The following is a 25,046-nucleotide window of genomic DNA, read 5'->3' as shown; positions in this document are numbered from 1 at the left end:
GGAGGACAAGCGTGCGACTGACCCTGACCGTCGTCGACCCGTTCGGCGGTGGCACCGCCGACGTCGTGCTCGACGCCGATCCAGAGTCCACCGTGGGTGACATCGCCGAGGAGCTGGCCAAGCAGGTCGGCGTCGCGGGCGCGCAGGTCATCCCCATCGGGCAGCAGCGTCAGGCGCCGGCGGGCGGCGCGCCGCTCGTCTACGTCGACGGGTACGCCGTCGATCCGTCCGCCACCGTGGTCGGCTCGCCGCTGCGCGAGGGCGCCGTCGTCTCCCTCCAGGATCCGTCCGGGTGTCTGCCCGGGGAGCCCACCGGGCTGGTGGAGTTGCGGATCGTCGGCGGGCCGGGTGCCGGGTTCGTGCACCGGCTCGGCGTCGGGAAGTACGACATCGGCAGCGGAGCGGCGTCGTACGTCCGGATCGACGATCCCGAGGTCGACGCGCGCGCCCTCACCCTCTCCGTGTCCACCGACGGCACCTGCAAGGTCGCCGTGCACGGTGAGAAGGAAGGGGTCACCCTCGACGGGGAGTCCATGAAGGACCGGGACGGTGACGAGTGGCCGCTCGGCGCGCAGATAGCCGTCGGGAACTCGCTCGTCGAGCTGGCCCGGTACTCGCCGCCCAACGCCGCTCTGAAGTGGTCCGAGGACGGGGTCGGGCTGGACTACAACCGGCCGCCGCGGCTGCGTCCGCCGGATCGGCAGACGAACTTCCGGCTGCCCTCGCCGCCCCGCGAGTACGAGGCACGGCCGCTGCCCTGGCTGATGGCGCTGACCCCGCTCGTGGGTGCGGTGGTGGCCGTGGCGGTCTTCGGGCGCTGGTACTACCTGATCATGGCGGGGCTCAGCCCCATCCTGCTCTTCGCCAACTACTTCAACGACAAGAAGCACGGGCGCAAGTCCCACGCCAAGCAGGTCAAGGAGTACGAGGAGCAGAAGGCCCGGATCGAGAAGGACGCGCAGGACGCGCTGGTCACCGAGCGGACCGACCGGCGGCACGCCATTCCCGACCCGGCGGTCGTACTGTCCGTCGGGACGGGGCCGCGGACGCGGTTGTGGGAGCGACGGCGGACCGATCGGGATCACCTGCTGCTGCGGGTCGGCACGGGGCAACTGCCCTCCGAGGTCGTCCTCGACGACCCCGAGCAGGACGACCACCGCCGGCAGGTCACCTGGAAGATCGAGGACGCGCCCGTCGCACTCTCCCTGCGTTCCCTCGGCGTCATCGGCATCGCGGGCCCCGGGGACTCCGCCCGGTCGCTCGGACGCTGGGCGGTCGCGCAGACGGCCGCGCTGCACAGCCCCATGGACGTGCAGTTCTACGTGCTGAGTGAGAACTCGGCGCAGCCCGGGTGGGACTGGGTGCGCTGGCTGCCGCACTCCCGGCCCACCGGCGGTCAGGACGTCAACGTCCTCATCGGTACCGACGCCGAGACCGTCGGCGCCCGCATCGGCGAGCTGACGCAGATCCTCGACGCCCGCAAGAAGGCCGCCGAGCAGAAGGGCGGCGGGGGGCCCGGAGCGAGTTTCAGCGACCCGGACATCGTCGTCGTATGGGACGGGTCGCGTCGGCTGCGGTCCCTGCCGGGTGTCGTACGGCTGCTGCGTGAGGGGCCGGCGGTGTCCATGTTCGCCGTGTGCCTCGACTCCGAGGAGCGGTTCCTGCCGGGCGAGTGCCAGGCGTTCGTCGTCGCCGAGCCCAAGGCGGAGGACCCGGGGCGGCAGGAGAGCGGACAGCAGGCCGCCGCCCAGCAGACGCCCGGCGGATTCCCGTCGTTCCAGGCCTGGCACGGCCACGCGGCCGCCGAGCCCGAACAGCGGGCCCGCACCGAGAAGTTGCGGCTGCGTGTCGAGGAGGCCGGGGTCGAGCGGATCACGGACGTGCGGCCCGACTTCGTCACGCCCGCGTGGTGTCTGCGGCTGACGCGCTCGCTGTCCGCGCTCCGCGACATCAGCGGCGAGACCGAGGACTCCGCGCTGCCCGGCGCCAGCCGGCTGCTCGACGTGCTCCAGCTGGAGCCGCCGACGCCCGACGCGATCAGCGCGCGGTGGCGGATGGGCGGGCAGTCGACGATGGCCGTCATCGGTGAGTCGTACGACGGTCCCTTCGGCATCGACATGCGCAAGGACGGGCCGCACGGCCTGATCGCCGGTACGACCGGTTCCGGCAAGTCCGAGCTGCTGCAGACGATCGTGGCCGCGCTGGCCGTCGCGAACACGCCCGAGAACATGACCTTCGTCCTCGTCGACTACAAGGGCGGGTCCGCGTTCAAGGACTGCGTGAAGCTGCCGCACACCGTCGGCATGGTCACCGACCTCGACGCCCACCTCGTGGAGCGGGCCCTGGAGTCGCTGGGCGCCGAGCTGAAGCGGCGGGAGCACATCCTCGCCGCCGCCGACGCCAAGGACATCGAGGACTACCAGGATCTGGTGAGACGAGATCCCTCGCATGCGCCCGTGCCGCGGCTGCTCATCGTCATCGACGAGTTCGCGTCCATGGTGCGGGACCTGCCGGACTTCGTCACGGGACTGGTCAACATCGCCCAGCGAGGGCGTTCCCTCGGCATCCACCTGCTGCTCGCCACCCAGCGGCCCAGCGGTGTCGTCTCCCCCGAGATCCGCGCCAACACCAACCTCCGCATCGCGCTGCGCGTGACCGACGGCGGCGAGTCGAGCGACGTCATCGACTCCCCGGAGGCCGGGCACATCTCCAAGAACACCCCGGGCCGCGCCTACGTGCGCCTCGGTCACTCCTCCCTGGTCCCCTTCCAGTCGGGCCGCGTGGGTGGCCGCCGGCCGGGTGCCGCCGACCCCGCCGCGCTCGCTCCCTGGGTCGGGCCGCTCGGCTGGGAGGACCTGGGCCGGGCCGCGCTGACCAAGCCGAAGGCCGAGTCGCGCGAGGACGACGAGATCACCGACCTCAAGGTGCTGGTCGACGCGGTGCGCGACGCCAACCGGTCGATGGGCATCCCCGCCCAGCACAGCCCCTGGCTGCCGGCGCTGGACGAGACGCTGCTGCTGGACGCCATCGAGGTCCCGGCCCTCGCGGGCGCCGCCCCGGGCAAGCTGCCGCCCGCCCCGTACGGCATCGAGGACCTGCCCTCCGACCAGGCCCGCCGCCCGGTCGTCGTCGACTTCGCGACCTTCGGGCACCTGATGATCGGCGGCGCCCCGCGCAGCGGCCGCTCCCAGGTGCTGCGGACCATCGCGGGCTCGCTGGCCCGCACCCACTCCACCGCCGACGTCCACCTCTACGGCATCGACTGCGGCAACGGCGCCCTGAACGCGCTGACCCGGCTGCCGCACTGCGGCGCGGTCGTCAGCCGCAACCAGACCGAGCGGGTGGTCCGGCTCGTCAACCGGCTCAAGGGCGAGATGGACCGCCGCCAGAACCTGCTGGCCGACAAGGGCTTCGCCGACATCGGCGAGCAGCGGGCCGCGGTGACCGAGGACGAGCGGCTGCCGCACATCGTGGTGCTCCTCGACCGCTGGGAGGGCTGGGTGCCGACCCTCGGAGAGGTGGACCACGGTGCGCTGACCGACGAGTTGCAGACGATGATGCGCGAGGGCGCGAGCATCGGCATCCACCTGGTCCTGACCGGTGACCGCACCCTCCTCGTGGGCCGCATCGCGACGCTCACCGAGGACAAGTACGGCCTGCGCCTCGCCGACCGCAGCGACTTCGCCTCGCTCGGCATCCCGGCCCGCAAGGTCCCCGAGGAGATCCCGCCGGGCCGCGCGTTCCGCAACGAGGCCGGTACGGAGACGCAGTTCGCGCTGCTCTCCGAGGACACCACCGGGCAGGGCCAGGCGGCGGCGATCACCGCGATCGGCGAGGCCGCGGCGGCCCGCGACGCCGAAGTGCCGCGCGCCCGGCGCCCGTTCCGCGTCGACAGCCTGCCCAGCCGGATCACCTTCCCCGAGGCCTGGGAGCTGCGCGACCCGGAGGCGTCCCGCTCCAGGCTGTGGGCGCTGATCGGCATCGGCGGCGACGAGATCGTCGGCTTCGGCCCCGATCTCGCCGACGGCGTACCGTCGTTCGTCATCGCGGGGCCCGCCAAGTCCGGCCGCTCCACCGTCCTGATGAACGTCGCCCAGTCGCTCCTCGCCCAGGGCACCCGCCTGGTCGTCGCCGCGCCCCGCCAGTCGCCGATGCGGCAACTGGACGGCGCGGACGGCGTACTGAAGGTCTTCACCGGCGACGACATCGACGAGGACGAGTTCGAGGAGCTGATCGACCAGGCCAGCCCGGAGGAGCCGATCGCCGTCCTGATCGACGACGGCGAGATCCTGGAGGACTGCGACGCCGAGAGCCAGATGAAGAAGATCGTCTCCCGGGGTGCCGAACGCGGCCTCGCCCTCGTCATCGCCGGTGACGAGGAGGACGTGTGCAGCGGCTTCTCCGGCTGGCAGGTCGACGCCAAGAAGGCCCGCCGCGGCATCCTGCTCTCCCCGCAGGAGTCCTCCAGCGGCGACCTCATCGGCCTGCGCGTCTCCCGCGCCATGGTCGGCGGCCCGGTGGCGCCGGGCAAGGGCATGCTGCACCTCGGCGACGGGGAGCTGCGCACGGTGGTCGTGCCGGGGTGAGCACCGGCCGGCCGGGGAGCCGGGACGCGAGGGCGGGCGTGGTCACCGGACCTTCGACAACCGCGCCTTCGGCCGCCCGGAGTCCTCGCTGTCGGACGCGTACTGGAGGTCGTCGCCGACCGGGGTGAGGACGACGGTGTGGCGGGCCTGGTTGCAGACGTCGCGGTTGCCCTCGGCACCGACGGCGCTCGCGACGACCTGCTTCTGGGTCACCTTCTTCAGGGTCAGTACGTCGTCGCAGGTGCCGCCGAAGAGGTCGGTGTGGCGCAGGGTGCCCAGCTGGGCGCCGACCGCGGCCTCGCGGACGGTCAGGCGGAAGGTGCCGAGGGGCAGGTTGCCCTCGACCGCGACGGCCTGGCCCTCCCAGGTGCCCAGGTAGCGGCCGGGGACGGGGGCGGGCTCGGCGTCCCCGCCGGAACCGGGCTCCGACGGCGCGGTCGCCGACGGGCCGCGGCCGCCGTCGTCGGCGTTGTCGTCGCTGCCGCCGCCCGGCAGCAGGTCGAGGACGAGGACCGACCCGACCGTCACCGCGGCCATCGCCCCGGCCACCGCGAGGGCCACCGTGCAGCTGATCCGGCGGCCGCGCCGTCCCTCGCCCTCCCGGGTGGAGGTGGCCGCGACGGAGACGGACAGTTTGCCGGGAGCGGGAGACGGAGGGCGGTCAGCGTCGCGCGGACCCGGCACGTTCGCTGCCGGGCCCGAGGGCGCCACCGTCGGCGTGGGCATCACCGGCGCCGGCCCGAAGACGCCGGGGTCCGCCGCACCGCCGTTCGCGTCCGGCGCTCCGACCGACGGGCTGCTGAAGCCGACGGGCCCCGACACCGGCCCCGGCGACGACGCGTCCGCCGCCTCCAGGTTCAGCAGCTGTACGGCGCTCCGGCTGACCCGCTCCACCAGCGCCCCCGGCAGCCAGCCGCCGGTCACCAGGCGGGCCGCGCCCTCGGGGGCCAGGCGCCGGGCGACCTCGCCGGGGGCCGGGCGGGCGGCCGGGTCCTTGGCCAGGCAGGCCGCGACCAGGTCACGCAGGTCCCCGTCCAGGGCGTCGAGCCGGGGCTCCTCGTGGACGACCTTGTAGAGCAGCGCGGCCGAGGAGTCCCCCGGGAAGGGCGGCGTGCCCGTCGCCGCGAACGCGAGGACGGCACCCAGCGAGAACACGTCCGCCGCGCCCGTCACGCCCTTGCCGAGGATCTGCTCGGGCGACATGTAGCCGGGCGAGCCGACCGAGACGCCGGTGGACGTCAGGGAGGCGGTGCTGTCCGTGGCGCGGGCGATGCCGAAGTCGATCAGGAGGGGGCCGTCGAGGGTGAGCAGGACGTTGGAGGGCTTCACGTCCCGGTGGACGAGACCCAGCTCGTGCACCGCGGCCAGCGCCTCGCCCAGGCCCGCGCCGAGCGCCCGTACCGAGTGGACGGGCAGCGGGCCGCCGTCCGCGACGGCCGCCGTGAGGGACGGGCCGGCCGCGTAGGCCGTGGCGACCCACGGCACCCGGGCCTCGGGGTCCGCGTCCAGTACGGGCGCGGTCCAGGCGCCGCCCACCCTGCGCGCGGCGTCCACCTCGCGCCGGAACCGGGCCCGGAACTCCTCGTCCAGCGCGAAGTGCGGGTGCACGATCTTCACGGCGACCGTGCGGCCACCGGCGCTGCGGCCCAGGTAGACCCGGCCCATGCCGCCGGATCCCAGCCGGCCGAGCAGCCGGTAGGGACCCACGACGGTGGGCTCGTCGACTTCGAGCGGCCGCATGGCGTCCACCCCTCCCCCGTAGCAGGTACGCCAGTCCCTGGGAGCAGGGTAGTGGGCGGCCCCGCGCGGGGTCCGGCGCGGATCAGGGGCGCAGCAGCTCCACGTTCACGTCCGCCGGGAAGCCCGTGGTGGGGCCGACCCGGCGGGCGAACTCGGTGACCGCCTCCAGCTGCGGGGCGCCGAAGCGGAAGTCGAGGGTGGTGAAGTACTTCGCGAGGGTCTGCTCGTCGAAGGCCTCCCAGCGGGCCGCCTGCTCGGCGACCTTGTCGACCTCCTCCAGGGAGAGGTTGCGGGAGGCGAGGAACGCCTCGTGCACCTTGCGCGTGAGCACCGGCTCCCGCTCCGCGTACTCCCGGCGCGCCGCCCAGACCGCGAAGACGAACGGCAGGCCGGTCCACTCCTTCCACAGCGCGCCGAGGTCGTGCACGTCGAGGCCGTAGCGCGGGCCGTCGATCATGTTGGCGCGCAGGGCCGCGTCACCGATCAGGACGGCCGCGTCCGCCTCCTGCATCATCAGGCTCAGGTCCGGCGGGCACGTGTAGTAGTCGGGCTGGACGCCGAAGCGCTCGGCGAGCAGGAGCTGGGCGAGGCGTACGGAGGTGCGCGAGGTCGAGCCGAGGGCGACCCGGGCACCGTCCAGGCGGTCCAGCGGGACCTGCGAGACGATCACGCAGGACATCACCGGCCCGTCGCACCCGACGGCGATGTCGGGGAAGGCGACGAGGTCGTCGGCGTTCTTGAGGAATTCGACCAGGGTGACGGGACCGATGTCGAGATCACCGCGCACCAGCTGCTCGCTGAGCTTCTCCGGGGTGTCCTTCGTCAGCTCGAAGTCGAGGAGCGTGCCTGTTCTCGCGAGCCCCCAGTACAGGGGCAGGCAGTTCAGGAACTGGATGTGGCCGACGCGCGGCCGGGTGCGAGAATTGTCCACATCGCGAGGCTAGACCTCCCCCCGGATCCGTCCGCCGCCGCCCCCCGGCGTCAGCCGAACGGCGCAAGTGTTCAAACGTCCGGGTGAAGTGATCTTGACCTCTGTTGCGCCGGGGTGGCCGCGTGCTAGGCTCACAGCAAGTTGCAGTTTGGTTTCCCTTGCAGTACAGAGCCTGCGGAGCATGTGACCGCGGGCTCTCGTCGTTCTCAGACGTATGCAGTTGTGCGGAATTCCCGTCTTCACATTTGCTGGTTCTGGAGCAGGGCAACCCTTTGGGCCCAAGGAGGGCTTATGGCTACCGGAACCGTGAAGTGGTTCAACGCCGAAAAGGGCTTTGGTTTCATCGCCCAGGAAGGCGGCGGCCCGGACGTCTTCGTCCACTACTCCGCGATCAACGCTCAGGGATTCCGTTCCCTCGAGGAGAACCAGCAGGTGTCCTTCGACGTCACGCAGGGTCCGAAGGGCCCGCAGGCGGAGAACGTCACTCCTGTCTGATTGACAGCAGTACCCAAGGAGCCCCGCGCCGTTACGGCGACGGGGCTCCTGCCCTTTCCGGGCCGTCCGGGCCGGCTGTCGGTGCCCGCCGCTAGGGTCCCGCCATGACCGACGCCGCCTTCGTGACCACCACCCGGACGTTCTACGACGCCATCGCCGAGGACTACGCCGACCACCACCGCTCCACAGGGGCCGGCACCGCGCTCGACCGCGCCCTCATGGCCGCCTTCGCCGAGCTGGTGGGGCCGGACGGGGAGGTGGCCGACCTCGGCTGCGGGCCCGGTCGGGGCACCGCGCACCTCGCCTCGCTGGGCCTGCGGGTCTTCGGCCTGGACCTGTCCGCGTCCATGCTCGCGATCGCGCGCCGCGAGAACCCGGGGCTGCGGTTCGAGCAGGGTTCGATGCTGGAGCTGGACCTGCCCGACGGTGCCCTCGCGGGGGCCGTCTCCTGGTACTCGTCGATCCACACCCCGGCCGAGCGGCTGCCGGACCTCTTCGGGGAGATCCGGCGCGTGCTGGCCCCGGGCGGGCATCTGCTGCTCGGCTTCCAGGTCGGCGACGAGCCGAGCCTGCTCGACCGCCCGTTCGGCCACCCGGTCGCCCTGGAGTTCGAGCGGCGGAGGCCGGAGGCGATGGCCGGGCTGCTGGAGCGGGCCGGGTTCACCGTGCTGTCGCGGACGGTGCGCGTACAGGAGGCGGACACCTCCGCGAAGGTCCCGCAGGCCTGCCTGATCGCCCGCCGCCAGGGCCTGTCCGGCGGATCAGGTCGCAGGAACGGGGCGGCACCTGATCAGCGCAGGTGAGCGGGGCTGGTGCGTCCGGCTGCAAGGCGGAGGAGGGCGACAACGCGCTGGGGTCCCCCGCGCGAGCAAAGCCGGGCGTGGGGGAGTCGGCAACCGGCGACTACGCCGCGAATGGGCGTGCCAGACCCCGCCTCTGCGGCATGATCCGCCGGACAGGCCCTGGGGCGGATGCGCGGTCTACGTGTCGTACAGCCCCTCCACCGCGCCCGCGAAGTCCCGCATGATCACCTCTCGGCGCAGCTTCATCGAGGGGGTCAGGTGGCCCTCCCACTCCGTGAAGTCCCTCGGCAGGACGGCGAAGCGGCGGATGGACTCCGGGCGGGAGACCAGCTTGTTGGCCTCGTCGACCGCGCGCTGGAGGATCGCCAGCACCTCCTCGTCGTCGGTGAGCAGCTCCGGCGGCACCGGGTGCTTGCCGTTCATGCGGCGCCAGTGGGTGACGCCGTCGGGGTCGAGGGTGAACAGGGCGGAGACGTAGGGGCGGCGGTCGCCCAGGACGATGCACTGGGAGATGAGGGGGTGGGAGCGCAGCCAGTTCTCCAGCGGGGCCGGGGCCACGCTCTTGCCGCCCGCGGTGATCAGCAGTTCCTTCTTGCGGCCGGTGATCGTCAGGTAGCCCTCGTCGTCCAGGCTGCCGATGTCGCCGGTGGCGAACCAGCCGTCGGGGGCGGCCGGGACGACGCCGCCCGCCTGCGGCTCCCAGTAGCCGTGCAGGACCTGCTCGCCGGCGACGAGGATCTCGCCGTCGGCGGCGATGCGGATACGGGTGCCGGGCAGCGGCCAGCCGACCGTGCCGAGGCGCGGCTTGAGCGGGGGCGTGACCGTGGCCGCGGCCGTGGTCTCGGTGAGGCCGTACCCCTCGAAGATCTCGATGCCGGCGCCGGCGTAGAAGGCGGCGAGGCGGCGGCCGAGCGGGGAGCCGCCGCAGATGGCGTACTTGACCTGGCCGCCCATGGCGTTGCGGATCTTGCGGTAGACGAGGGGGTCGTAGAAGGCGCGGGCGGTCTTCAGGCCGCGGCCGGGACCGCCGCCCGTGCCGGTCTGGTGGGCCTCCCGGGCCTCGCCGTAGCGCACGGCCACCGAGGCGGCGCGGTCGAAGGCGGAGGCGCGGCCGCCGGACTCGGCCTTGGCGCGGGCGCTGTTGTAGATCTTCTCCAGCATGTACGGGATGGTCAGCAGGCAGGTCGGGCGGAAGGCGGCGAGGTCGGGGAGCAGGTCCTCCGGCTTCAGGCTCGGGGCGTGGCCGAGGCGGACCCGGGCGCGGACGCAGGCGACGGCGACCATGCGGCCGAAGACGTGGGACATCGGCAGGAAGAGCAGGATCGAGGGCTCCTCGCCGGTCTCCGCCTTGAAGACGGGGTAGAGCAGCTCGATCGCGTTGTCCACCTCGGCGAAGAAGTTGCCGTGGGTGAGCACACAGCCCTTGGGGCGGCCGGTGGTGCCGGAGGTGTAGATGAGGGTGGCGAGAGTGCTGGGACCCAGCATGCCGCGCCGCACCTCGACCTCCGCGTCCGGCACCTGCGCGCCCAGCTCCGCCAGCCGCTCCACGTGCCCCTTCTCCATGACCCACAGGTGCTGGAGATCGGGGAAGCGGTCCAGCTCGGGGCCGAGGGCGGCGGCCTGCGCGGTGGTCTCGGTGACGAGGGTGACCGCGCCGGAGTCCTGGAGGATCCAGCGGGTCTGGAAGAGGGAGGAGGTCGGGTAGACCGGGACGGTGACCAGGCCGGCAGCCCACGCGGCGAAGTCCAGCAGTGTCCACTCGTACGTCGTCCGCGCCATGATCGCGATGCGGTCGCCCGGCATCAGGCCCTCCGCGATCAGGCCCTTGGCCACGGCGTGTACCTGGTCGGCGAAGTCCGCCGCCGTCACGTCGGACCAGTCGCCGTCCGCCGAGCGGCGGCTGAGGACCACCTGGCCGGGGACGGCCGCCGCGTTGTCGAAGGGCAGGTCGGCGAGGGACCCGCGGCGCACCGGCGGGGCGAACGGCGGTACGTAGGCCTCCCGTACGGCGCCGTCCAGCCGCCGCGTCTCGGGCGCCACCAGGGTGGGGCCGGGCGAGTCGGCGTAGGCGGCGGATGCGGCGAAGGAGGGAAGCGGGGTGGACACGGGCGGCTCCTGGGACGTGCAGCGGCGACACCGCTCTGCGGTCGGTGCTCTGCTGCATGACGTACGTGCCTCGCGCGCCGAGGCGTTCATCGCCGGTACCGGGCAGGCGGGGTTACCGGCGGTCAGTCTCGGGATCGTACGGGGCTCGCGTGGGGAGTTGGTGCGCGTTCGGGGATGGTCCGGCGCCGGGGGTGTGCAGTCTCGGGGGTTACCTGAGGGTAGGTCACGTTCGTTCCAGAATGGCCGTCACACCCTGGCCGCCCGCCGCGCAGACCGAGATCAGTCCGCGCCCCGGGCCCTCCCGTTCGGCGAGCAGGGTGGCCAGGGTCGCCACGACTCGGGCGCCGGTCGCGGCGAAGGGGTGGCCGGTGGCGAGGGAGGAGCCGGCCGCGTTCAGCCGGGCCCGGTCGACCGGGGCGAGACCGCGCTTCTCCCAGGCCGCCAGCGTGGCCAGCACCTGGGACGCGAACGCCTCGTGGATCTCGACGAGGTCGAAGTCCTCGATGCCCAGCCCCGCGCGCTCCAGCATGCGCGGGACCGCGTACGCCGGGGCCATCAGCAGCCCGTCCTCGCCGCCGGCCGCGTCGCCGCCGACGAAGTCCACGGCCGCCGTCTCGTACGCCGTCAGATACGCCAGCGGTTCGAGGCCCCTGGCCTCGGCCCACTCCTCGCTCGCCAGCAGCACGGTGGCCGCGCCGTCGGTCAGGGGCGTGGAGTTGCCCGCCGTCATGGTCGGTTCGGCGCCGGAGAGCCCGAACACCGGCTTCAGCGCGGCCAGTTTCTCCACCGTCGAGCCCGGGCGCAGGTTCTGGTCGCGGGCCAGGCCGCGGAAGGGGACCACGAGGTCCTGGAACAGGCCGCGTTCGTAGGCCGCCGCAAGCCGCTGGTGGCTGGTCGCGGCCAGCTCGTCCTGGGCCTCGCGGGCGATGCCCCAGACCCGGGCGGTGACCGCGGCGTGCTCGCCCATCGAGAGGCCGGTGCGCGGCTCGGCGTTGCGCGGGATGTCGGGGACCAGGTGGCCGGGGCGGATCCTCGCCAGCGCCTTCGCCCGGCCGCCGAGGGACTTCGCGCGGCGGGCCTCCAACAGGATGCGGCGCAGTCGGTCGTTGACGCCGAGCGGGGCGTCGCTCGCCGTGTCCGCGCCGCCCGCGATCGCCGACTCGGTCTGCCCGAGGGCGATCTTGTTGGCGGCGGCGATCACGGCCTGGAGCCCGGTGCCGCAGGCCTGCTGGATGTCGTACGCCGGGGTGCGCGGGTCGAGCGCCGAGCCGAGGACCGTCTCGCGGGCGAGGTTGAAGTCGCGGCTGTGCTTGAGGACCGCGCCGGCCACGAACTCGCCGACGGCGCCGGGATCCTGGAGGCCGTAGCGGCCGGCCAGGCCGTCGAGGGCCGCGGTGAGCATCTCCTGGTTGGACGCGGTGGCGTAGGGCCCGTCGGAGCGGGCGAAGGGGACGCGGGCGCCGCCGATGACCGCGACGCGGCGCGCGGGCTGCGCTGCCAGAGGGCTCATCTCGACCTGCTCCTCACCCGTGACGTAGGCTTACCTCCGGTAACCTTACTCCAGAGTAAGCACATGTGGATATGTCCACGTGGGTATGACCAAGGGCTTGGGGAGACAGGACATGGCCGACCGCTATCTCAGCTTCACCGGCACCGCGCCCGGCCGCTTCCTCACCCGGCGACTGGGGCTGCCGCAACCCGCCCCGCTGGAACGCGGCGCCTTCTCCGGCGGCCTGCTGCACCTCACCGCCGGCAAGACCGTCCACGACCTCGCGCCCGTCCTCGCCCGCACCGGCCTCGGCCCGGACGACACCGGCCGCCCCGCCGCCGTCGTCCTCGACGCCACCGGAGTGCGGGACGTCGACGCGCTCGCCGAGGTGCACGCCGCGCTGCACCCCGTCGTACGGTCCGTCGCGACGAGCGGACGAGTGGTGGTGCTCGGCACCCCGCCCGACCCGGCCGACCACCACCAGGCCGCCGTCCAGCAGGCGTTGGAGGGCTTCACCCGCTCACTCGGCAAGGAGATCGGGCGCGGCAGGACGGTCAACCTCGTCCGGCTCGCCGACGCCGCCCACGCCGACGCCGCCGAGTCCACCCTCCGCTTCCTCCTCTCCCCCGCCTCCGCCTACGTCAGCGGGCAGGTCGTCGAGGTCGGCGAGCCGGGCGTCACCAGCACCCCGGACGACTGGGAACTCCCGCTGGCCGGACGCACCGCACTCGTCACCGGCGCCGCCCGCGGCATCGGCGCCGCCGTCGCCCGGACACTGGCCGGACAGGGCGCCCAGGTCGTCGTCCTCGACGTACCGCAGGCCGAGGACGAGGCACGCCGGGCCGCGGAACGCCTCGGCGGCACCGCCCTCCCGCTCGACATCACGGCCGGCGACGCGGGCGAGCGCATCGCCGCCGCCGTGCCCGGCGGCATCGACGTCCTCGTCCACAACGCCGGCATCACCCGCGACCGGCGCCTGGCCAACATGCCCGCCGAGCGCTGGAGTTCCGTCCTCGACGTCAACCTCGCGAGCGTGCTGCGCACCACGGACGCGCTGCTCGCCGCGGGCGCCGTCAACCGGGGCGGGCGGATCGTGGCGACGGCCTCCATCGCCGGGCTCGCGGGCAACGCGGGCCAGACCAACTACGGCGCGAGCAAGGCGGGGATCGCCGGCCTGGTCCGCTCGCTCGCGCCGCGCGCGCTGGCCGGGCACGGGGTGACGGTGAACGCGGTGGCGCCCGGGTTCATCGAGACGAGGATGACCGCGGCCGTCCCGCTCTTCATCCGCGAGGCGGGCCGGCGCATGAACTCCCTCGCCCAGGGCGGCCTGCCGGTCGACGTCGCCGAGACCACCGCCTGGCTCGCCCACCCGGCCTCCGGCGCGGTCAACGGCCAGGTCGTCCGGGTCTGCGGCCAGAGCCTGCTGGGGGCGTGATGACCACCGCGCAGCCCACGACCACGACCCTGACCGGGCCACCCGCCCTCGCGCCGCTGCTCGCCCGCGGTGCCCTGCTGTCACCCCTCAAGCGGCCCCGCCCGGACGCGGACCTCCCCCGCACCCGGCTGGTCCTGCCCGGCCAGCGCGTGGACCTGGCGCGGCTGGCGGCGTACGAGCGGGTGTGCGGCTTCCCCACCGGGGAGGACGCGCTTCCGGTGACGTACCCGCACGTCCTGGGCTTCCCGCTCGCCATGCGCCTGATGAGCGGCCGGGACTTCCCGCTCCCGCTGCTCGGGCTCGTCCACACGTCGATCGCCATCACCCGGTACGCCGTCATGCCCACGACCGCCGCGTACGAACTCACCACGTACGTCGAGGGCCTGGCCCCGCACCACCGCGGCACCGAGGCCACGGTGGCGACGGAGGTCCGGGCCGGCGGGGAGCCGGTGTGGGAGTCACGCAGCACCTACCTGGCCCGGCACGGGGATGCGAGGTCCTCCGGCCGGGAAAACGGGCCGCCCACCCCGGCCTCCGCCGGTCCCAGCAGCGCTCCCCACCGCGAGTGGCGCCTCGCCGGTGACGTCGGACGGCGCTACGGTGCCGCCTCCGGGGACCGCAACCCCATCCACCTGCACCCCCTCACCGCCCGCCTCTTCGGCTTCCCTCGGGCCATCGCGCACGGCATGTGGACCGTGGCCCGCTGTCTCGCCGAGCACGGGACACCGGACGCGACGACGGTGCGGGCGGAGTTCCGGGCGCCGGTACTGCTGCCGGGGACGGTGACGTACGGGGCCGAGGCCGGCCGCTTCGAGCTGCGCGGCGACTCCGGGCGACGGCTGCACCTGTCCGGCGAGGTGCGGCCCTACCCGGCGGCCTGAGCCAGCGGCTCCGGTCCGGCGTCCTCGGGCTCGGACCAGGGGCGGCCCGCCATCAGGTCGCCCAGGCCCGCCCAGGCGAAGTTCATCAGGGTCGCCGCCGCCTGCCTCGCGGTGACGCCCTCGGTGGCGCCCGCCCAGTCGGCGAGCGACTCGGCGGCACCGACCAGCGCCTCGGCGAGCCCGGCGACCTCGCCCTCGGGCAGATGCGGATCGCGGTGCGCGTCCCGCGCCGCCGCCGCGATGAGCTGCGTCACGAACGCGACGATCTCCTCGCGCATCGCCGCCACCTCGGCAGCGAACCGCTCACCATGGGTACGGGCGTGCAGGTGCAGCACCCGCCACGCGTCCGGAAACCGCGCGGTGTGCGTGAAGAACGCCCGCAGCCCCGACCACAGTTGCCCGTCGGCGGACAGCCCCGGCCGCACACCGGCCCGGACCGCCTCGGTGAGCGCGCGGGCCTCGCGCCTGATGCACGCGGTGAACAGGTCGTCCTTCGAGTTCAGGTACAGGTACACCAGCGGCTTGGAGACACCCGCCAGTTCGGCGATCTCGTCCATCGACGCCGCCATGTACCCGCGCTGTCCGAAGACGCGCACGGCGGCGTCCAGCATCTGCTGCTCACGCACCGCACGCGGCATCCGCTTGGTCTTCCCGGCACCCATGCGCATCAGCGTACGGTCCGCGCGGCGGTGATCAGGACGCCACCGCCGCGCACTCCGCGCCGTCGAGCCCGCGCGGCACGACGGAGGACGCCCCGCGCCGAGTGCCGGCGCGGGGCGTCCTGTGTCGGGTGGGCCAGTGCTCAGGCGGCGGCCGGGACCGGCTCCGGTGCCTGCTTCTCGCGCTCCGGTTCGTCGATCGGCGAGGTGTGCGCGTGGTCGTAGGCCTTGCGGTCGAGGATGCCCTCGCGGGCCGAGACGATGACCGGGACCAGCGCCTGTCCGGCGACGTTCGTCGCGGTGCGCATCATGTCCAGGATCGGGTCGATGGCCAGGAGCAGGCCGACGCCCTCCATGGGCAGGCCCAGGGTGGAGAGGGTCAGGGTCAGCATGACCGTGGCGCCGGTGAGGCCGGCCGTGGCAGCGGAGCCGACCACCGAGACGAAGGCGATCAGCAGGTAGTCGCCGATGCCGAGCTGGATGTCGAAGATCTGCGCGACGAAGATCGCGGCGATCGCCGGGTAGATCGCGGCGCAGCCGTCCATCTTGGTGGTCGCGCCGAACGGCACGGCGAAGGACGCGTACTCCTTCGGGACCCCGAGGCGCTCGGTGACCTTCTGGGTCAGCGGCATGGTGCCGACCGAGGAGCGGGAGACGAAGGCCAACTGGATCGCGGGCCAGGCGCCCTTGAAGAACTGGATCGGGCTGGCCTTGGCGACGGTGGCGAGCAGCACCGGGTAGACCACGAACATCACGATGGCGCAGCCGACGTAGATGTCGGCGGTGAAGGTGGCGTACTTGCCGATCAGGTCCCAGCCGTAGGTGGCGATGGCGTTGCCGATGAGGCCGACGGTGCCGAGCGGGGCGAGGCGGATGACCCACCACAGGGCCTTCTGGAGGAGTTCGAGGATCGACTCGCTCAGGTTGAGGATCGGCTGGGCCTTCTCGCCGAGCTGGAGGGCGGCGATGCCGGCGACGGCGGCCATGAAGACGATCTGGAGGACGTTCAGCTCGGTGAACGGGGTGATGACGTCCGTCGGCACGATGCCGGTCAGGAAGTCGATCCAGGACCCGGTGTTCTCGGGCTTGGCGCCGTCGGCCGGGGTGAGGCCGGTGCCGGCGCCGGGGTTGGTGACCAGGCCGATGACGAGGCCGATGGCCACCGCGATCAGTGAGGTGATCATGAACCAGAGGAGGGTGCGGGACGCGAGGCGGGCCGCGTTGTTGACCTTCCGCAGGTTGGTGATCGACACCAGGATCGCGAAGAAGACGAGCGGTGCGACGGCCAGCTTCAGCAGGCCGATGAAGGTGTCACCGACCTTCTCCAGGGTGGTGACCAGCCAGGATATGTCCTGGCTGCGGGCCAGCCAGCCCAGCAGGACGCCGAGCACGAGGCCGGCGAGTATCTGGGCCCAGAAGGGCACCTTGAAGTACTTCGTGACTGACGACACTGAAGACTCTGAAGTCTCTGAAGACACGGACATGCTCCGTAGGGGGACGGGACGCGGGGACGGACGCGCTGGACTGACGTGGAGAACGACGGATGGGGGAGAACGTCAGGGGCGACAGTTCGCGGACGCGCACCGACAGAGGTCCACGTGCAGGCGCGCCACGAGCCCGAGGCTCGGCGGTGTGGCGGGCGCGGCTGCTTGCTTCATGCACACGACTTTAACACCCATACTTTGGGACACTCAAAGCCTATCTTTGAGAGGCTGAAGTCCACTATCGCCCGCAAAACGCAAAGCGCCCCGGTTTCCTGTGAATCAGGAGACCGGGGCGTGCGCGTGGTGTTGCGCGTGGTGTGACGGACGTTACGAGGTCTGCTCCCGCGTCCGCGCCTGCGCCCGCGCGGAGTCGTCGGCGAGGTCCTCCTGGCCGCGGTTGGCCTCCAGGTTGGCCTTCATGCGGTCCACCCGGCCGACGACCTGGACGGAGGCCCGGTCCCGCTCCTTGCGCAGCGCGACGTAGCTGATGGGGGCCGAGATCAGCAGGGCGAGCAGGATGACCCACATGCCGTTGGAGTCACCGAGGCCGCGCGGGAGCGCGCCGGCGTAGACGAGGCCCCAGACGACCATGAGGCAGGCCACGAAGATCCCGAGCCGCATCAGCGTGTACCGGAGCATCTCAATCCACTCTTCCGTTTCTGGCACAAAGAGGCACTGCCCAGTGAAGCATGCCGGGGTACGCGTCCCGCAGGGGGGTGGAGTCAGGCCAGTGGCAGGAGGAGGAAGATGTCGTCGCGGTCGTCGCCCGGGGCCACCCGGATCGCGCCGGGCACCCGGCCGACCTCCTTGTAGCCGCAGGACTCGTAGAACCGCTCCAGGCCGAGGCCGCCGCGGCAGGTGAGGCGTATCGCCTCGATGCCGTCGACGGTGCGGGCCGCGTCCGCGGCGGCGGTCATCAGGTCCCGGCCGTAGCCCCGGCCCTGGTGGCGCGGGTGGACCATCACCGTGTAGAGCCACAGCCAGTGACCCATCAGCCGGTGCGTGTTCAGGGCGAGGAACGCGGTGGCGGCCACCTGCCCCTCGGCGTCGTGTCCGACGAGGAGGCGGGTGCGGCCCTCGGCCATGCCGGTCAGGTGCTTGAGCAGTTCGGGACGGATGTCCTCCCGCGTCACGGGCGGCACGAAGCCCACGGAACCGCCGGCGTTGGTGACGTCGGTCCACAGGTCGAGTACGCCGTCGCGGAGGTCGGGGGTGACGGGCGGATCGAAGGCGAAGGTAAGGGACACGGAGCCATGGTAACCATTACCTGAAAGTGCGGGCCGGATGTGGCTGGTAGCGCAGTTCCCCGCACCCCTGGCAGGGGCGCGGGGAACTGCGCGAGCAACCACCCACTCACCCGCACCCGAGAGACAACCGGAGACGTCACACCCGCATCGGCTGCGGCGACTCCCGACGTGCCGCGTCGGGCCCCTCGTACTCACGGAGGACTTCGTACCGCGTGTTCCGCTCCACCGGACGGAACCCCGCGTCGCGGATCAGGTCGAGCAGATCCTCCCGCGTCAGCTTGTTCGGCGTGCCGAAGTCGTCCGCGTCGTGGGTGATCTTGTACTCGACCACCGAGCCGTCCATGTCGTCCGCGCCGTGCTGGAGGGCCAGCTGAGCCGTCTGGACGCCGTGCATGACCCAGAAGACCTTGACGTGCGGGACGTTGTCGAAGAGGAGACGCGAGACGGCGAAGGTCTTGAGGGCCTCCGCGCCGGTCGCCATCTGCGTGCGCGCCTGGAGCCGGTTGCGGACCTTGCCGTCCTTCATGTCGACGAAGTCGTGCTGGTAGCGCAGCGGGATGAAGACCTGGAAGCCGCCGGTCTCGTCCTGGAGTTCGCGCAGGCGCAGCACGTGGTCCACGCGGTGGCGCGGTTCCTCGATGTGGCCGTAGAGCATGGTGCACGGGGTCTTCAGACCCTTCTCGTGCGCCAGACGGTGGATGCGCGACCAGTCCTCCCAGTGGGTGCGGTGGTCGACGATGTGCTGCCGCACCTCCCAGTCGAAGATCTCCGCGCCACCGCCGGTCAGGGACTCCAGACCGGCGTCGATCAGCTCGTCGAGGATGTCGGAGGCGGACATCCCGGAGATGGTCTCGAAGTGGTGGATCTCGGTGGCGGTGAACGCCTTGAGCGAGACGTCCGGCAGCGCGGCCTTCAACTCCCGCAGGGAGCGCGGGTAGTAGCGCCACGGCAGGTTCGGGTGCAGGCCGTTGACGATGTGCAGCTCGGTGAGGTTCTCGCCCTCCATCGCCTTGGCGAGCTTCACCGCCTCCTCGATGCGCATCGTGTACGCGTCCTTCTCCCCCGGCTTGCGCTGGAAGGAGCAGTACGCGCAGGAGGCGGTGCACACGTTGGTCATGTTGAGGTGGCGGTTGACGTTGAAGTGGACGACGTCGCCGTTCTTCCGCGTCCGCACCTCGTGCGCGAGGCCGCCGAGCCAGGCGAGATCGTCCGACGCGTACAGCGCGATGCCGTCCTCGCGGGTCAGCCGCTCCCCGGAGCGGACCTTCTGCTCCAGCTCCCGCTTGAGCCCGGCGTCCATGCGATACCTCTTTCTGAGACAGACTCGTAAACCGTACGCCCCCGGTGTCCGACCTGGTTGTCAGACCTCTTCGGGCAGCTCGCCCACCCGGTTCTCCCACTTCGTGGAGAGCACGATGGTGGTGCGGGTGCGGGAGACGCCCTTGGTGCCCGAGAGGCGGCGGATGATGCTCTCCAGGCCGTCCACGTCGGTGGCCCGCACCTTGAGCATGTATGAGTCGTCGCCGGCGATGAACCAGCAGTCCTCGATCTCGCTCAGGTCCTTCAGCCGCTGCGCCACGTCCTCGTGGTCGGCGGCGTCGGAGAGCGAGATGCCGATCAGGGCGATGACGCCGAGACCGAGCGAGGCGGAGTCCACGGTCGCCCGGTAGCCGGTGATGACGCCGGCCGCCTCCAGCCGGTTGATGCGGTCGGTGACGCTGGGTCCCGACAGTCCGACGAGGCGCCCCAGCTCCGCGTAGGAGGCCCGGCCGTTCTCCCTCAGGGCCTGGATGAGCTGCCTGTCCACCGCGTCCATGCGATCGAAGCCTTCCACTGAAGAGTTCTGAAGATGTGGGTAACCAACGTGTGGGGGGAGATGGTGCTCAGGTGGTGGGGCGCGCCCCGCCGAGGTCGCCGCGCCAGCGGCGGTAGAGATCGTGTCCGACCCCGGCCGCGTCGAGGACGCGTCCGGCGACGAAGTCCACCAGGTCCTGGATGTGCGTCGCGCCCGCGTAGAAGGCGGGCGAGGCCGGCACCACGCTCGCGCCCGCGTCGTCCAGGGCCACCAGGTGCCGCAGCGTCCGGCCGTCCAGCGGGGTCTCCCGCACGGCCACCACCAGCGGGCGGCGCTCCTTCAGGGTCACGCTCGCCGACCGTTGCAGCAGGTCCTTCGAGAGCCCGAGGGCGACGCCCGCGACGCAGGCCGTCGAGGCGGGCACGATCAGCATGCCCTTGACCGGGTACGACCCGGAGGACGGCCCGGCCGCGAGGTCGCCCGCGCTCCAGTGCCGTACGCCGGAGACGTCCACGTCGAAGGTGCCGGGCTTGCCGTCGGCTCCGCGGGCCAGCCATTCGCGCAGGTCGTGCCGCCAGTGGGCGTCGCGGAAGGAGATGCCGGTCTCGTCGAGCAGGGTGAGCCGCGAGGCCCGGCTGACCACCAGGTCGACGCTTTCGCCGGCGGCGAGCAGCGCGCGCAGCACGGCGGCGGCGTATGGGGTGCCGGAAGCTCCGGAGACCCCCACGATCCAAGGCGTACGCTGCACTTCTCCTGGGTTCACATCTTGAGCCTACCGGCGCGCGGAGCAGACCTCAGACGCGTCCGCCGCCGCGAGGGGCATCAGCCGCCATGTGACGTGTGCCACTCCGAGGTCTACTCCAGACCATATCGATTAGCCACCTGTCTTTCGGGTAGATGCTATGCGACGGCGTCTCTCCGCATACGGCCGAATGGCCCCCTCCAAGTGAAGGCGGCAGAAAGTACCCTCTAGGATGGGCAGGTTTCGGCACGCCAAGTGTCGGGGTGCCGCTGTCACCTAGTCGAAGGAGCGCCATGCCCACGGCCGTCGACCCCAGCCTCAACCGCCGCAAGTTGCGCCTCGCCCTCAAATCGGCCCGTGACAAGAGAGGGCTGACCCAGCGGGAGGCGGCGGACGCGCTCGAGTGGTCACTGTCGAAGGTGATCCGCATCGAGGCCGGTACTGTCAGCCTCTCCGTCACCGACTTGCGGGCCATGCTCCACGAGTACGGCGTCGAGGACCCCGAGGTCGTCGCCGATCTGGAAGAGGCGGCCCGAGGCAGCAAGGGCCAGTCGTGGTGGACGCCGTACAACGACGTCATCACCCCGCCGTTCAGCCAGTACCTGGGCTACGAGAGCGCGACGACCGATATCCGCGGCTACCACCCGAGCCTGATCCCCGGGCAGTTGCAGACCGCGGACTACATCAGCGCGCTCTTCGCGGTGGGCCGGACCCTCACCAAGGTCCAGCAGCGCGTCGACCTCCGCCTCGCCCGTCAGGAGCGGATCCTCCAGGACGACGGTCCGGCGGTGGAGATCATCCTCGACGAGGCGGCCCTGCGCCGCCAGGTGGGCGGACCGGCGGTCATGCGGCGCCAGTTGTCCTTCCTCAAGGACCTGATCACCCGGCGGAAGGCCGTGCTGCGGGCCCTGCCCCTCACCGCCGGCGCCCACGACAGCCTGGACAGCAGCTTCTTCCTGCTGGGCTTCAAGGACGACGAGGACGTGTTGTACGTGGCCGGGCCGGGCGGCGTGGCCACGATCCGTGACGACCGCGAAGCGGTCGCCCGTTACCAGGAGTGCTTCGAGGACCTGCGGACCAAGGCCCTCTCCGAGGAGGACACCGTGGCGCTGATCGACGATCTCATCGTCGGATACCACTCCACCTGACACCCGAATTCGTGCCGCCGGGGCCTGGGGGGACACTCAATGACAACGGACAAGGGGCGGAACAAGCGCCGCAAGCAGGAGGCGGGCCGCGCGGCGGCGAGCGTGGACCCCGCACGTCCTGTCACCGCCCCCGGGCCCCGTCGGCCACCGACGAGTCCATCCCTCGTCAGGCTGGTGCTCAGCAGCCGTGAGGCGTGCGGGCGCCTGCTCCGGTGGAAGAAGACCGAGGCCGACACCCGCATCCGGCGCCGCCGGGCCCATGTGAACGACGTGCTGCGCGTCGCCCGCAACGTGGCGGCGCTGGTGCTCTTCTTCTCGGGGGTGTCGGTCCTGGTGGCCTACGCCGGGATACGGATGGGGGTGCCGCCGGAGATCTGCTGGATCGGTTCCGTCACCGGCGGCCCGATGCTCGTCCGCACGTTTATCAAGCTCTTCGAGACCCTGCGTCCCGCGTTGCCGGACGCACCAGAAGATCCACCGTCCAGTGACGCGCTGTAGCCGGGGACCGCACCCACCACCAGCCCGCCGCGCCGGCCATCGCCACGAGGACGGTCAGCCAGAGGACCCCCCGTACCCACGCGTCCGCGCCCAGCAGGGAGACTCCGGCGCCGGTACCGGACGCGACCGCCCCGGTCACCAGGCAATAGCCGACGACGCCGGTGCCCCTGCCCGCCCCGTGGTCCCGCTGTTCGCTGCTCATAGCCCGTCCCGAGATGTGGTCCGAGTCCATCATGGCCGCGCCTCGTGCCGTCCCGTGCCGAGAGCCAGGAACAGGGCCAGCGCGGCCCGCCAGGCGTCGGGCGCGAACCTCAGCACCGAGGAGTGTGGCAACTTGGAATCCCGTACGCGTATCTCGTCCGGGAGAAGGGCGACCTCGCAGCAGTTCGGATCGTCGTCGTTGCTGTAGGTGCTCTTCCGCCAGTGAACCGCACCCCGGTCCTCGGTCAATGCCGCCCCCTCCCCGCACCGCACCGCACGAACCGGGCTGACGCTCCGCCGGCGCCCTGCCCGTCGGGACTCGACGCAGAACGCCACACGTCTGAAGAGTCTTACCCCCCGCCGTACCTCTTCAACAGTCGCCCTCCGGCCAGGAACGGGGCGCACCGCGGCGCACGGGAGCACTCAGACCGTGAGGCCCCGCACCAGCAGATCAAGCAGGGCGCACACGAACAGGGCGATGCCGATGAATCCGTTGACGCTGAAGAACGCCCTGTTGAGGCGGCTCAGGTCGGTGGGCCGGACGATGGTGTGCTCGTAGACGAAGGCGCCCGCGACGATCAGCAGGCCGAGCCAGAAGAGGACGCCGGCGTCGGTGGCGAGGGCGTACCAGACGAACAGCGCGGTGGTCACCGTGTGGCAGGCGCGGGCGCCCCAGATCGCCGCCGGGACGCCGAAGCGGGCCGGGACCGACTTCACGCCGACCTCGCGGTCCGTCTCGACGTCCTGGCAGGCGTAGATCAGGTCGAAGCCGCCGATCCAGATGCCGACCGCGAGGCCGAGGATCACCGCGTCCCAGGACCAGCTGCCGGTGACGGCGAGCCAGCCGCCGATCGGGCCCATCGCCTGGGCGAGGCCGAGGATCGCCTGCGGGAAGTTCGTGAACCGCTTGCCGTACGGGTAGACCACCATCGGCACGACCGCGATGGGGGCGAGGGCCAGACAGAGCGGGTTGAGCAGGGCCGCCGCGCCCAGGAAGACGGCCAGGGCGATCAGCGCGCCGGTCCAGGCGTGCCGGACCGACATCGCGCCGGTGACCAGCTCGCGGTGGGCGGTGCGCGGGTTGCGGGCGTCGATCTCGCGGTCGATGATCCGGTTGACCGCCATCGCGAAGGTGCGCAGGCCGACCATGGCGACGGTGACCAGGAGCAGCCGGCCCCAGTGGATGTTCTCGTCCCACTCGTACATCGCGGTCAGGGCGGCGATGTAGGCGAAGGGCAGGGCGAAGACCGAGTGCTCGATCATCACCAGGCGCAGGAACGCCTTGGTACGCCCCGGCTGATGCGGCAGCGCGGCGGATGCCGACGTCACAGTCCGTACTCCTTCCAGCGGCGGTCGACCTTCGCCGCCGTCTCCGGGTCGGACAGCACCATGTCCGGCCAGCCCCCGTCGCGCGTGTAGCCCTCCTCGGGCAGCTTCCGCGTCGCGTCGATGCCCGCCTTGCCGCCCCAGAACTGCTGGTAGGAGGCGTGGTCGAGGTGGTCGACCGGGCCCTCCACGACGGTCAGGTCGCGCCCGTAGTCGGTGTTGCCGAGCGCGCGCCAGGCGACCTCGTGCAGGTCGTGGACGTCGCAGTCGGAGTCCACGACCACGATCAGCTTGGTCAGGGACATCATGTGGGCGCCCCAGATGGCGTGCATGACCTTCTGGGCGTGCTTGGGATACTTCTTGTCGATCGAGACGATCGCGCAGTTGTGGAAGCCGCCGGCCTCGGGGAGGTGGTAGTCCACGATGTCCGGGACGATGATCTTGAGGAGCGGGAGGAAGAAGCGTTCCGTCGCCCGTCCCAGCGGGCCGTCCTCCGTCGGCGGGCGGCCGACCACGATCGACTGGAGGAGCGGGCGCTTCCGCATCGTCACGCAGTCGATCTTGAGGGCGGGGAACGGCTCCTGCGGGGTGTAGAAGCCGGTGTGGTCGCCGAAGGGCCCTTCGGGGAGCATCTCGCCGGGCTCCAGCCAGCCCTCGATGACGACCTCGGCCTGCGCGGGGACCTGGAGCGGGACCGTCTTGCAGTCGACCATCTCGACCCGCTTGCCCTGCAGGAAGCCGGCGAACAGGTACTCGTCGATGTCGCCGGGGAGCGGGGCGGTGGAGGCGTAGGTCACGGCGGGCGGGCAGCCGAAGGCGATGGCGACCGGCAGGCGCTCGCCGCGCCGGGCGGCGACCTGGTAGTGGTTCCGGCTGTCCTTGTGGATCTGCCAGTGCATGCCGATGGTGCGCTTGTCGTGGCGCTGGAGCCGGTACAGGCCCAGGTTCCGGATGCCCGTCTCCGGGTCCTTGGTGTGGGTGAGACCCAGGTTGAAGAAGGAGCCGCCGTCGTCCGGCCAGGTGAAGAGGGCGGGGAGCCGGTCGAGGTCGACGTCGTCGCCGGTGAGGACGGTCTCCTGGACGGGGGCGCTGCCCGGCTTCACCTTCTTCGGCGGCACGTGCGTCATCGTGCCGAGCTTCCCGAACGCCTCGCGCATCCCGACGAAGCCCTGCGGCAGCTCGGGACGGAGCAGGCCGCCGATCTTGTCGGAGATGTCGGAGTACGACTTGAGCCCGAGGGCCTTGAGCAGGCGGCGGTCGGTGCCGAAGACGTTCATCGCGAGGGGCATGTCGGAGCCCTTCACGTTCTCGAAGAGGAGGGCGGGGCCGCCGGCCTTGTTCACCCGGTCGACGATCTCCCCGACTTCCAGGTACGGGTCCACCTCGGCCTTGATGCGCTTGAGGTCGCCCTCGCGCTCCAGCGCCCTGAGCAGGGAGCGAAGATCGTCGTAAGCCATGCCGTCCAGTATCCCCGAGCCGC

Annotated in this window: 22 protein-coding genes; 7 read left to right on the top strand and 15 right to left on the bottom strand. The window is 71.9% G+C overall.

What is annotated here, in order from left to right:
• Positions 1–11 precede the first annotated feature (11 nt).
• Positions 12–4,586 carry an FtsK/SpoIIIE domain-containing protein gene (locus tag ACGF3J_RS17760; RefSeq protein WP_161326779.1) on the top strand — a complete coding sequence of 1,525 codons (4,575 nt, stop codon included), beginning with the start codon at positions 12–14 and terminating at the stop codon, positions 4,584–4,586.
• A 42-nt stretch (positions 4,587–4,628) separates the two neighbouring features.
• Here ACGF3J_RS17760 and ACGF3J_RS17755 read toward each other — a convergent pair whose 3' ends face one another.
• Together ACGF3J_RS17755 and ACGF3J_RS17750 are read right to left on the bottom strand one after the other, a co-directional pair.
• Positions 4,629–6,326, bottom strand: coding sequence for a protein kinase (locus tag ACGF3J_RS17755; RefSeq protein WP_393854261.1), 1,698 nt, complete (start codon positions 6,324–6,326; stop codon positions 4,629–4,631).
• Between the two features lie 82 nt (positions 6,327–6,408).
• Positions 6,409–7,257, bottom strand: a complete 849-nt coding sequence (locus ACGF3J_RS17750) for a menaquinone biosynthesis protein (protein WP_161329621.1) — start codon at positions 7,255–7,257, stop codon at positions 6,409–6,411.
• A 291-nt stretch (positions 7,258–7,548) separates the two neighbouring features.
• Between ACGF3J_RS17750 and ACGF3J_RS17745 the strand changes: the two genes are divergently transcribed.
• Together ACGF3J_RS17745 and ACGF3J_RS17740 are read left to right on the top strand one after the other, a co-directional pair.
• Positions 7,549–7,752 (top strand): cold-shock protein, encoded by a 204-nt coding sequence (locus ACGF3J_RS17745; protein ID WP_003974443.1) that lies wholly within the window; start codon positions 7,549–7,551, stop codon positions 7,750–7,752.
• 104 nt (positions 7,753–7,856) lie between these two features.
• Positions 7,857–8,555 carry a class I SAM-dependent methyltransferase gene (locus tag ACGF3J_RS17740; RefSeq protein WP_161329620.1) on the top strand — a complete coding sequence of 233 codons (699 nt, stop codon included), beginning with the start codon at positions 7,857–7,859 and terminating at the stop codon, positions 8,553–8,555.
• A 177-nt stretch (positions 8,556–8,732) separates the two neighbouring features.
• Here the strand turns inward: ACGF3J_RS17740 and ACGF3J_RS17735 are convergent, their stop codons facing one another.
• Both ACGF3J_RS17735 and ACGF3J_RS17730 read right to left on the bottom strand, forming a co-directional pair.
• Positions 8,733–10,661 carry a long-chain fatty acid--CoA ligase gene (locus ACGF3J_RS17735; RefSeq protein ID WP_161329619.1) on the bottom strand — a complete coding sequence of 643 codons (1,929 nt, stop codon included), beginning with the start codon at positions 10,659–10,661 and terminating at the stop codon, positions 8,733–8,735.
• A 223-nt stretch (positions 10,662–10,884) separates the two neighbouring features.
• Positions 10,885–12,171 carry an acetyl-CoA C-acetyltransferase gene (locus tag ACGF3J_RS17730; RefSeq protein ID WP_161329618.1) on the bottom strand — a complete coding sequence of 429 codons (1,287 nt, stop codon included), beginning with the start codon at positions 12,169–12,171 and terminating at the stop codon, positions 10,885–10,887.
• A gap of 112 nt (positions 12,172–12,283) precedes the next feature.
• Between ACGF3J_RS17730 and ACGF3J_RS17725 the strand changes: the two genes are divergently transcribed.
• Both ACGF3J_RS17725 and ACGF3J_RS17720 read left to right on the top strand, forming a co-directional pair.
• On the top strand, positions 12,284–13,585 hold the full coding sequence (locus ACGF3J_RS17725; protein ID WP_161329617.1) for a 3-oxoacyl-ACP reductase: 1,302 nt from the start codon (positions 12,284–12,286) through the stop codon (positions 13,583–13,585).
• On the top strand, positions 13,585–14,466 hold the full coding sequence (locus tag ACGF3J_RS17720) for a MaoC family dehydratase (protein WP_161329616.1): 882 nt from the start codon (positions 13,585–13,587) through the stop codon (positions 14,464–14,466). The genes ACGF3J_RS17725 and ACGF3J_RS17720 overlap by 1 nt, the downstream gene beginning before the upstream one ends.
• On the opposite strand, the gene ACGF3J_RS17715 is transcribed toward ACGF3J_RS17720, so the two are convergent.
• The 8 genes from ACGF3J_RS17715 to ACGF3J_RS17680 form a co-directional block, all read right to left on the bottom strand.
• Complete coding sequence (locus ACGF3J_RS17715; RefSeq protein WP_161329615.1) at positions 14,451–15,128, bottom strand: TetR/AcrR family transcriptional regulator; 678 nt, start codon at positions 15,126–15,128, stop codon at positions 14,451–14,453. The genes ACGF3J_RS17720 and ACGF3J_RS17715 overlap by 16 nt on opposite strands.
• Positions 15,129–15,268: 140 nt before the next feature.
• Complete coding sequence (locus ACGF3J_RS17710; RefSeq protein WP_161331360.1) at positions 15,269–16,609, bottom strand: dicarboxylate/amino acid:cation symporter; 1,341 nt, start codon at positions 16,607–16,609, stop codon at positions 15,269–15,271.
• A gap of 72 nt (positions 16,610–16,681) precedes the next feature.
• Positions 16,682–16,783, bottom strand: coding sequence for a putative leader peptide (locus tag ACGF3J_RS17705; protein WP_312023977.1), 102 nt, complete (start codon positions 16,781–16,783; stop codon positions 16,682–16,684).
• A 153-nt stretch (positions 16,784–16,936) separates the two neighbouring features.
• A complete protein-coding gene (locus ACGF3J_RS17700; protein WP_161331361.1) occupies positions 16,937–17,248 on the bottom strand; it encodes a DUF4229 domain-containing protein in 312 nt (103 codons plus the stop codon).
• Between the two features lie 83 nt (positions 17,249–17,331).
• Positions 17,332–17,856, bottom strand: coding sequence for a GNAT family N-acetyltransferase (locus tag ACGF3J_RS17695; RefSeq protein ID WP_161331362.1), 525 nt, complete (start codon positions 17,854–17,856; stop codon positions 17,332–17,334).
• Positions 17,857–17,992: 136 nt separating this feature from the next.
• Positions 17,993–19,156: an aminofutalosine synthase MqnE gene (gene mqnE, locus ACGF3J_RS17690; protein ID WP_386934644.1), complete on the bottom strand. Its 1,164-nt coding sequence runs from the start codon at positions 19,154–19,156 to the stop codon at positions 17,993–17,995.
• A gap of 60 nt (positions 19,157–19,216) precedes the next feature.
• The gene (locus ACGF3J_RS17685; RefSeq protein WP_064729209.1) at positions 19,217–19,672 is read right to left on the bottom strand and encodes an Lrp/AsnC family transcriptional regulator; all 456 of its coding nucleotides are present in this window, start codon (positions 19,670–19,672) and stop codon (positions 19,217–19,219) included.
• Between the two features lie 67 nt (positions 19,673–19,739).
• The gene (locus ACGF3J_RS17680; RefSeq protein ID WP_393854260.1) at positions 19,740–20,414 is read right to left on the bottom strand and encodes a UbiX family flavin prenyltransferase; all 675 of its coding nucleotides are present in this window, start codon (positions 20,412–20,414) and stop codon (positions 19,740–19,742) included.
• A 272-nt stretch (positions 20,415–20,686) separates the two neighbouring features.
• On the opposite strand from ACGF3J_RS17680, the gene ACGF3J_RS17675 reads away from it, so the two are divergent.
• Together ACGF3J_RS17675 and ACGF3J_RS17670 are read left to right on the top strand one after the other, a co-directional pair.
• Positions 20,687–21,541, top strand: a complete 855-nt coding sequence (locus ACGF3J_RS17675; RefSeq protein ID WP_161331365.1) for a helix-turn-helix transcriptional regulator — start codon at positions 20,687–20,689, stop codon at positions 21,539–21,541.
• 39 nt (positions 21,542–21,580) lie between these two features.
• Positions 21,581–22,039 carry a hypothetical protein gene (locus tag ACGF3J_RS17670; RefSeq protein WP_161331366.1) on the top strand — a complete coding sequence of 153 codons (459 nt, stop codon included), beginning with the start codon at positions 21,581–21,583 and terminating at the stop codon, positions 22,037–22,039.
• A 231-nt stretch (positions 22,040–22,270) separates the two neighbouring features.
• Here the strand turns inward: ACGF3J_RS17670 and ACGF3J_RS17665 are convergent, their stop codons facing one another.
• The 3 genes from ACGF3J_RS17665 to ACGF3J_RS17655 all read right to left on the bottom strand — a co-directional run bounded on the left by ACGF3J_RS17665 (position 22,271) and on the right by ACGF3J_RS17655 (position 25,023).
• The gene (locus ACGF3J_RS17665) at positions 22,271–22,489 is read right to left on the bottom strand and encodes a DUF397 domain-containing protein (RefSeq protein ID WP_161331367.1); all 219 of its coding nucleotides are present in this window, start codon (positions 22,487–22,489) and stop codon (positions 22,271–22,273) included.
• Positions 22,490–22,663: 174 nt separating this feature from the next.
• Positions 22,664–23,569: a menaquinone biosynthesis prenyltransferase MqnP gene (gene mqnP, locus ACGF3J_RS17660; RefSeq protein WP_161331368.1), complete on the bottom strand. Its 906-nt coding sequence runs from the start codon at positions 23,567–23,569 to the stop codon at positions 22,664–22,666.
• Positions 23,566–25,023: a menaquinone biosynthesis decarboxylase gene (locus ACGF3J_RS17655; RefSeq protein ID WP_161331369.1), complete on the bottom strand. Its 1,458-nt coding sequence runs from the start codon at positions 25,021–25,023 to the stop codon at positions 23,566–23,568. The genes mqnP and ACGF3J_RS17655 overlap by 4 nt, the downstream gene beginning before the upstream one ends.
• Positions 25,024–25,046 lie beyond the last annotated feature (23 nt).

Origin of the sequence: Streptomyces sp. NPDC048171 (genome assembly GCF_043202655.1) — a bacterium.
Classification (GTDB): domain Bacteria; phylum Actinomycetota; class Actinomycetes; order Streptomycetales; family Streptomycetaceae; genus Streptomyces.
Note: the sequence above shows the minus strand (reverse complement) of the source record. Positions and strands in the feature narration are given on the sequence as shown.

Coding starts and splice junctions, on each gene's coding strand:
- ACGF3J_RS17755 (WP_393854261.1), bottom strand. CDS start 6,326: ATGCGGCCGCTCGAAGTCGACGAGCCCACCGTCGTGGGTCCCTACCGG.
- ACGF3J_RS17745 (WP_003974443.1), top strand. CDS start 7,549: ATGGCTACCGGAACCGTGAAGTGGTTCAACGCCGAAAAGGGCTTTGGT.
- ACGF3J_RS17740 (WP_161329620.1), top strand. CDS start 7,857: ATGACCGACGCCGCCTTCGTGACCACCACCCGGACGTTCTACGACGCC.
- ACGF3J_RS17730 (WP_161329618.1), bottom strand. CDS start 12,171: ATGAGCCCTCTGGCAGCGCAGCCCGCGCGCCGCGTCGCGGTCATCGGC.
- ACGF3J_RS17725 (WP_161329617.1), top strand. CDS start 12,284: ATGGCCGACCGCTATCTCAGCTTCACCGGCACCGCGCCCGGCCGCTTC.
- ACGF3J_RS17720 (WP_161329616.1), top strand. CDS start 13,585: ATGACCACCGCGCAGCCCACGACCACGACCCTGACCGGGCCACCCGCC.
- ACGF3J_RS17715 (WP_161329615.1), bottom strand. CDS start 15,128: ATGGGTGCCGGGAAGACCAAGCGGATGCCGCGTGCGGTGCGTGAGCAG.
- ACGF3J_RS17710 (WP_161331360.1), bottom strand. CDS start 16,609: ATGTCCGTGTCTTCAGAGACTTCAGAGTCTTCAGTGTCGTCAGTCACG.
- ACGF3J_RS17705 (WP_312023977.1), bottom strand. CDS start 16,783: ATGAAGCAAGCAGCCGCGCCCGCCACACCGCCGAGCCTCGGGCTCGTG.
- ACGF3J_RS17700 (WP_161331361.1), bottom strand. CDS start 17,248: ATGCTCCGGTACACGCTGATGCGGCTCGGGATCTTCGTGGCCTGCCTC.
- mqnE (WP_386934644.1), bottom strand. CDS start 19,156: ATGGACGCCGGGCTCAAGCGGGAGCTGGAGCAGAAGGTCCGCTCCGGG.
- ACGF3J_RS17685 (WP_064729209.1), bottom strand. CDS start 19,672: ATGGACGCGGTGGACAGGCAGCTCATCCAGGCCCTGAGGGAGAACGGC.
- ACGF3J_RS17675 (WP_161331365.1), top strand. CDS start 20,687: ATGCCCACGGCCGTCGACCCCAGCCTCAACCGCCGCAAGTTGCGCCTC.
- ACGF3J_RS17670 (WP_161331366.1), top strand. CDS start 21,581: ATGACAACGGACAAGGGGCGGAACAAGCGCCGCAAGCAGGAGGCGGGC.
- ACGF3J_RS17655 (WP_161331369.1), bottom strand. CDS start 25,023: ATGGCTTACGACGATCTTCGCTCCCTGCTCAGGGCGCTGGAGCGCGAG.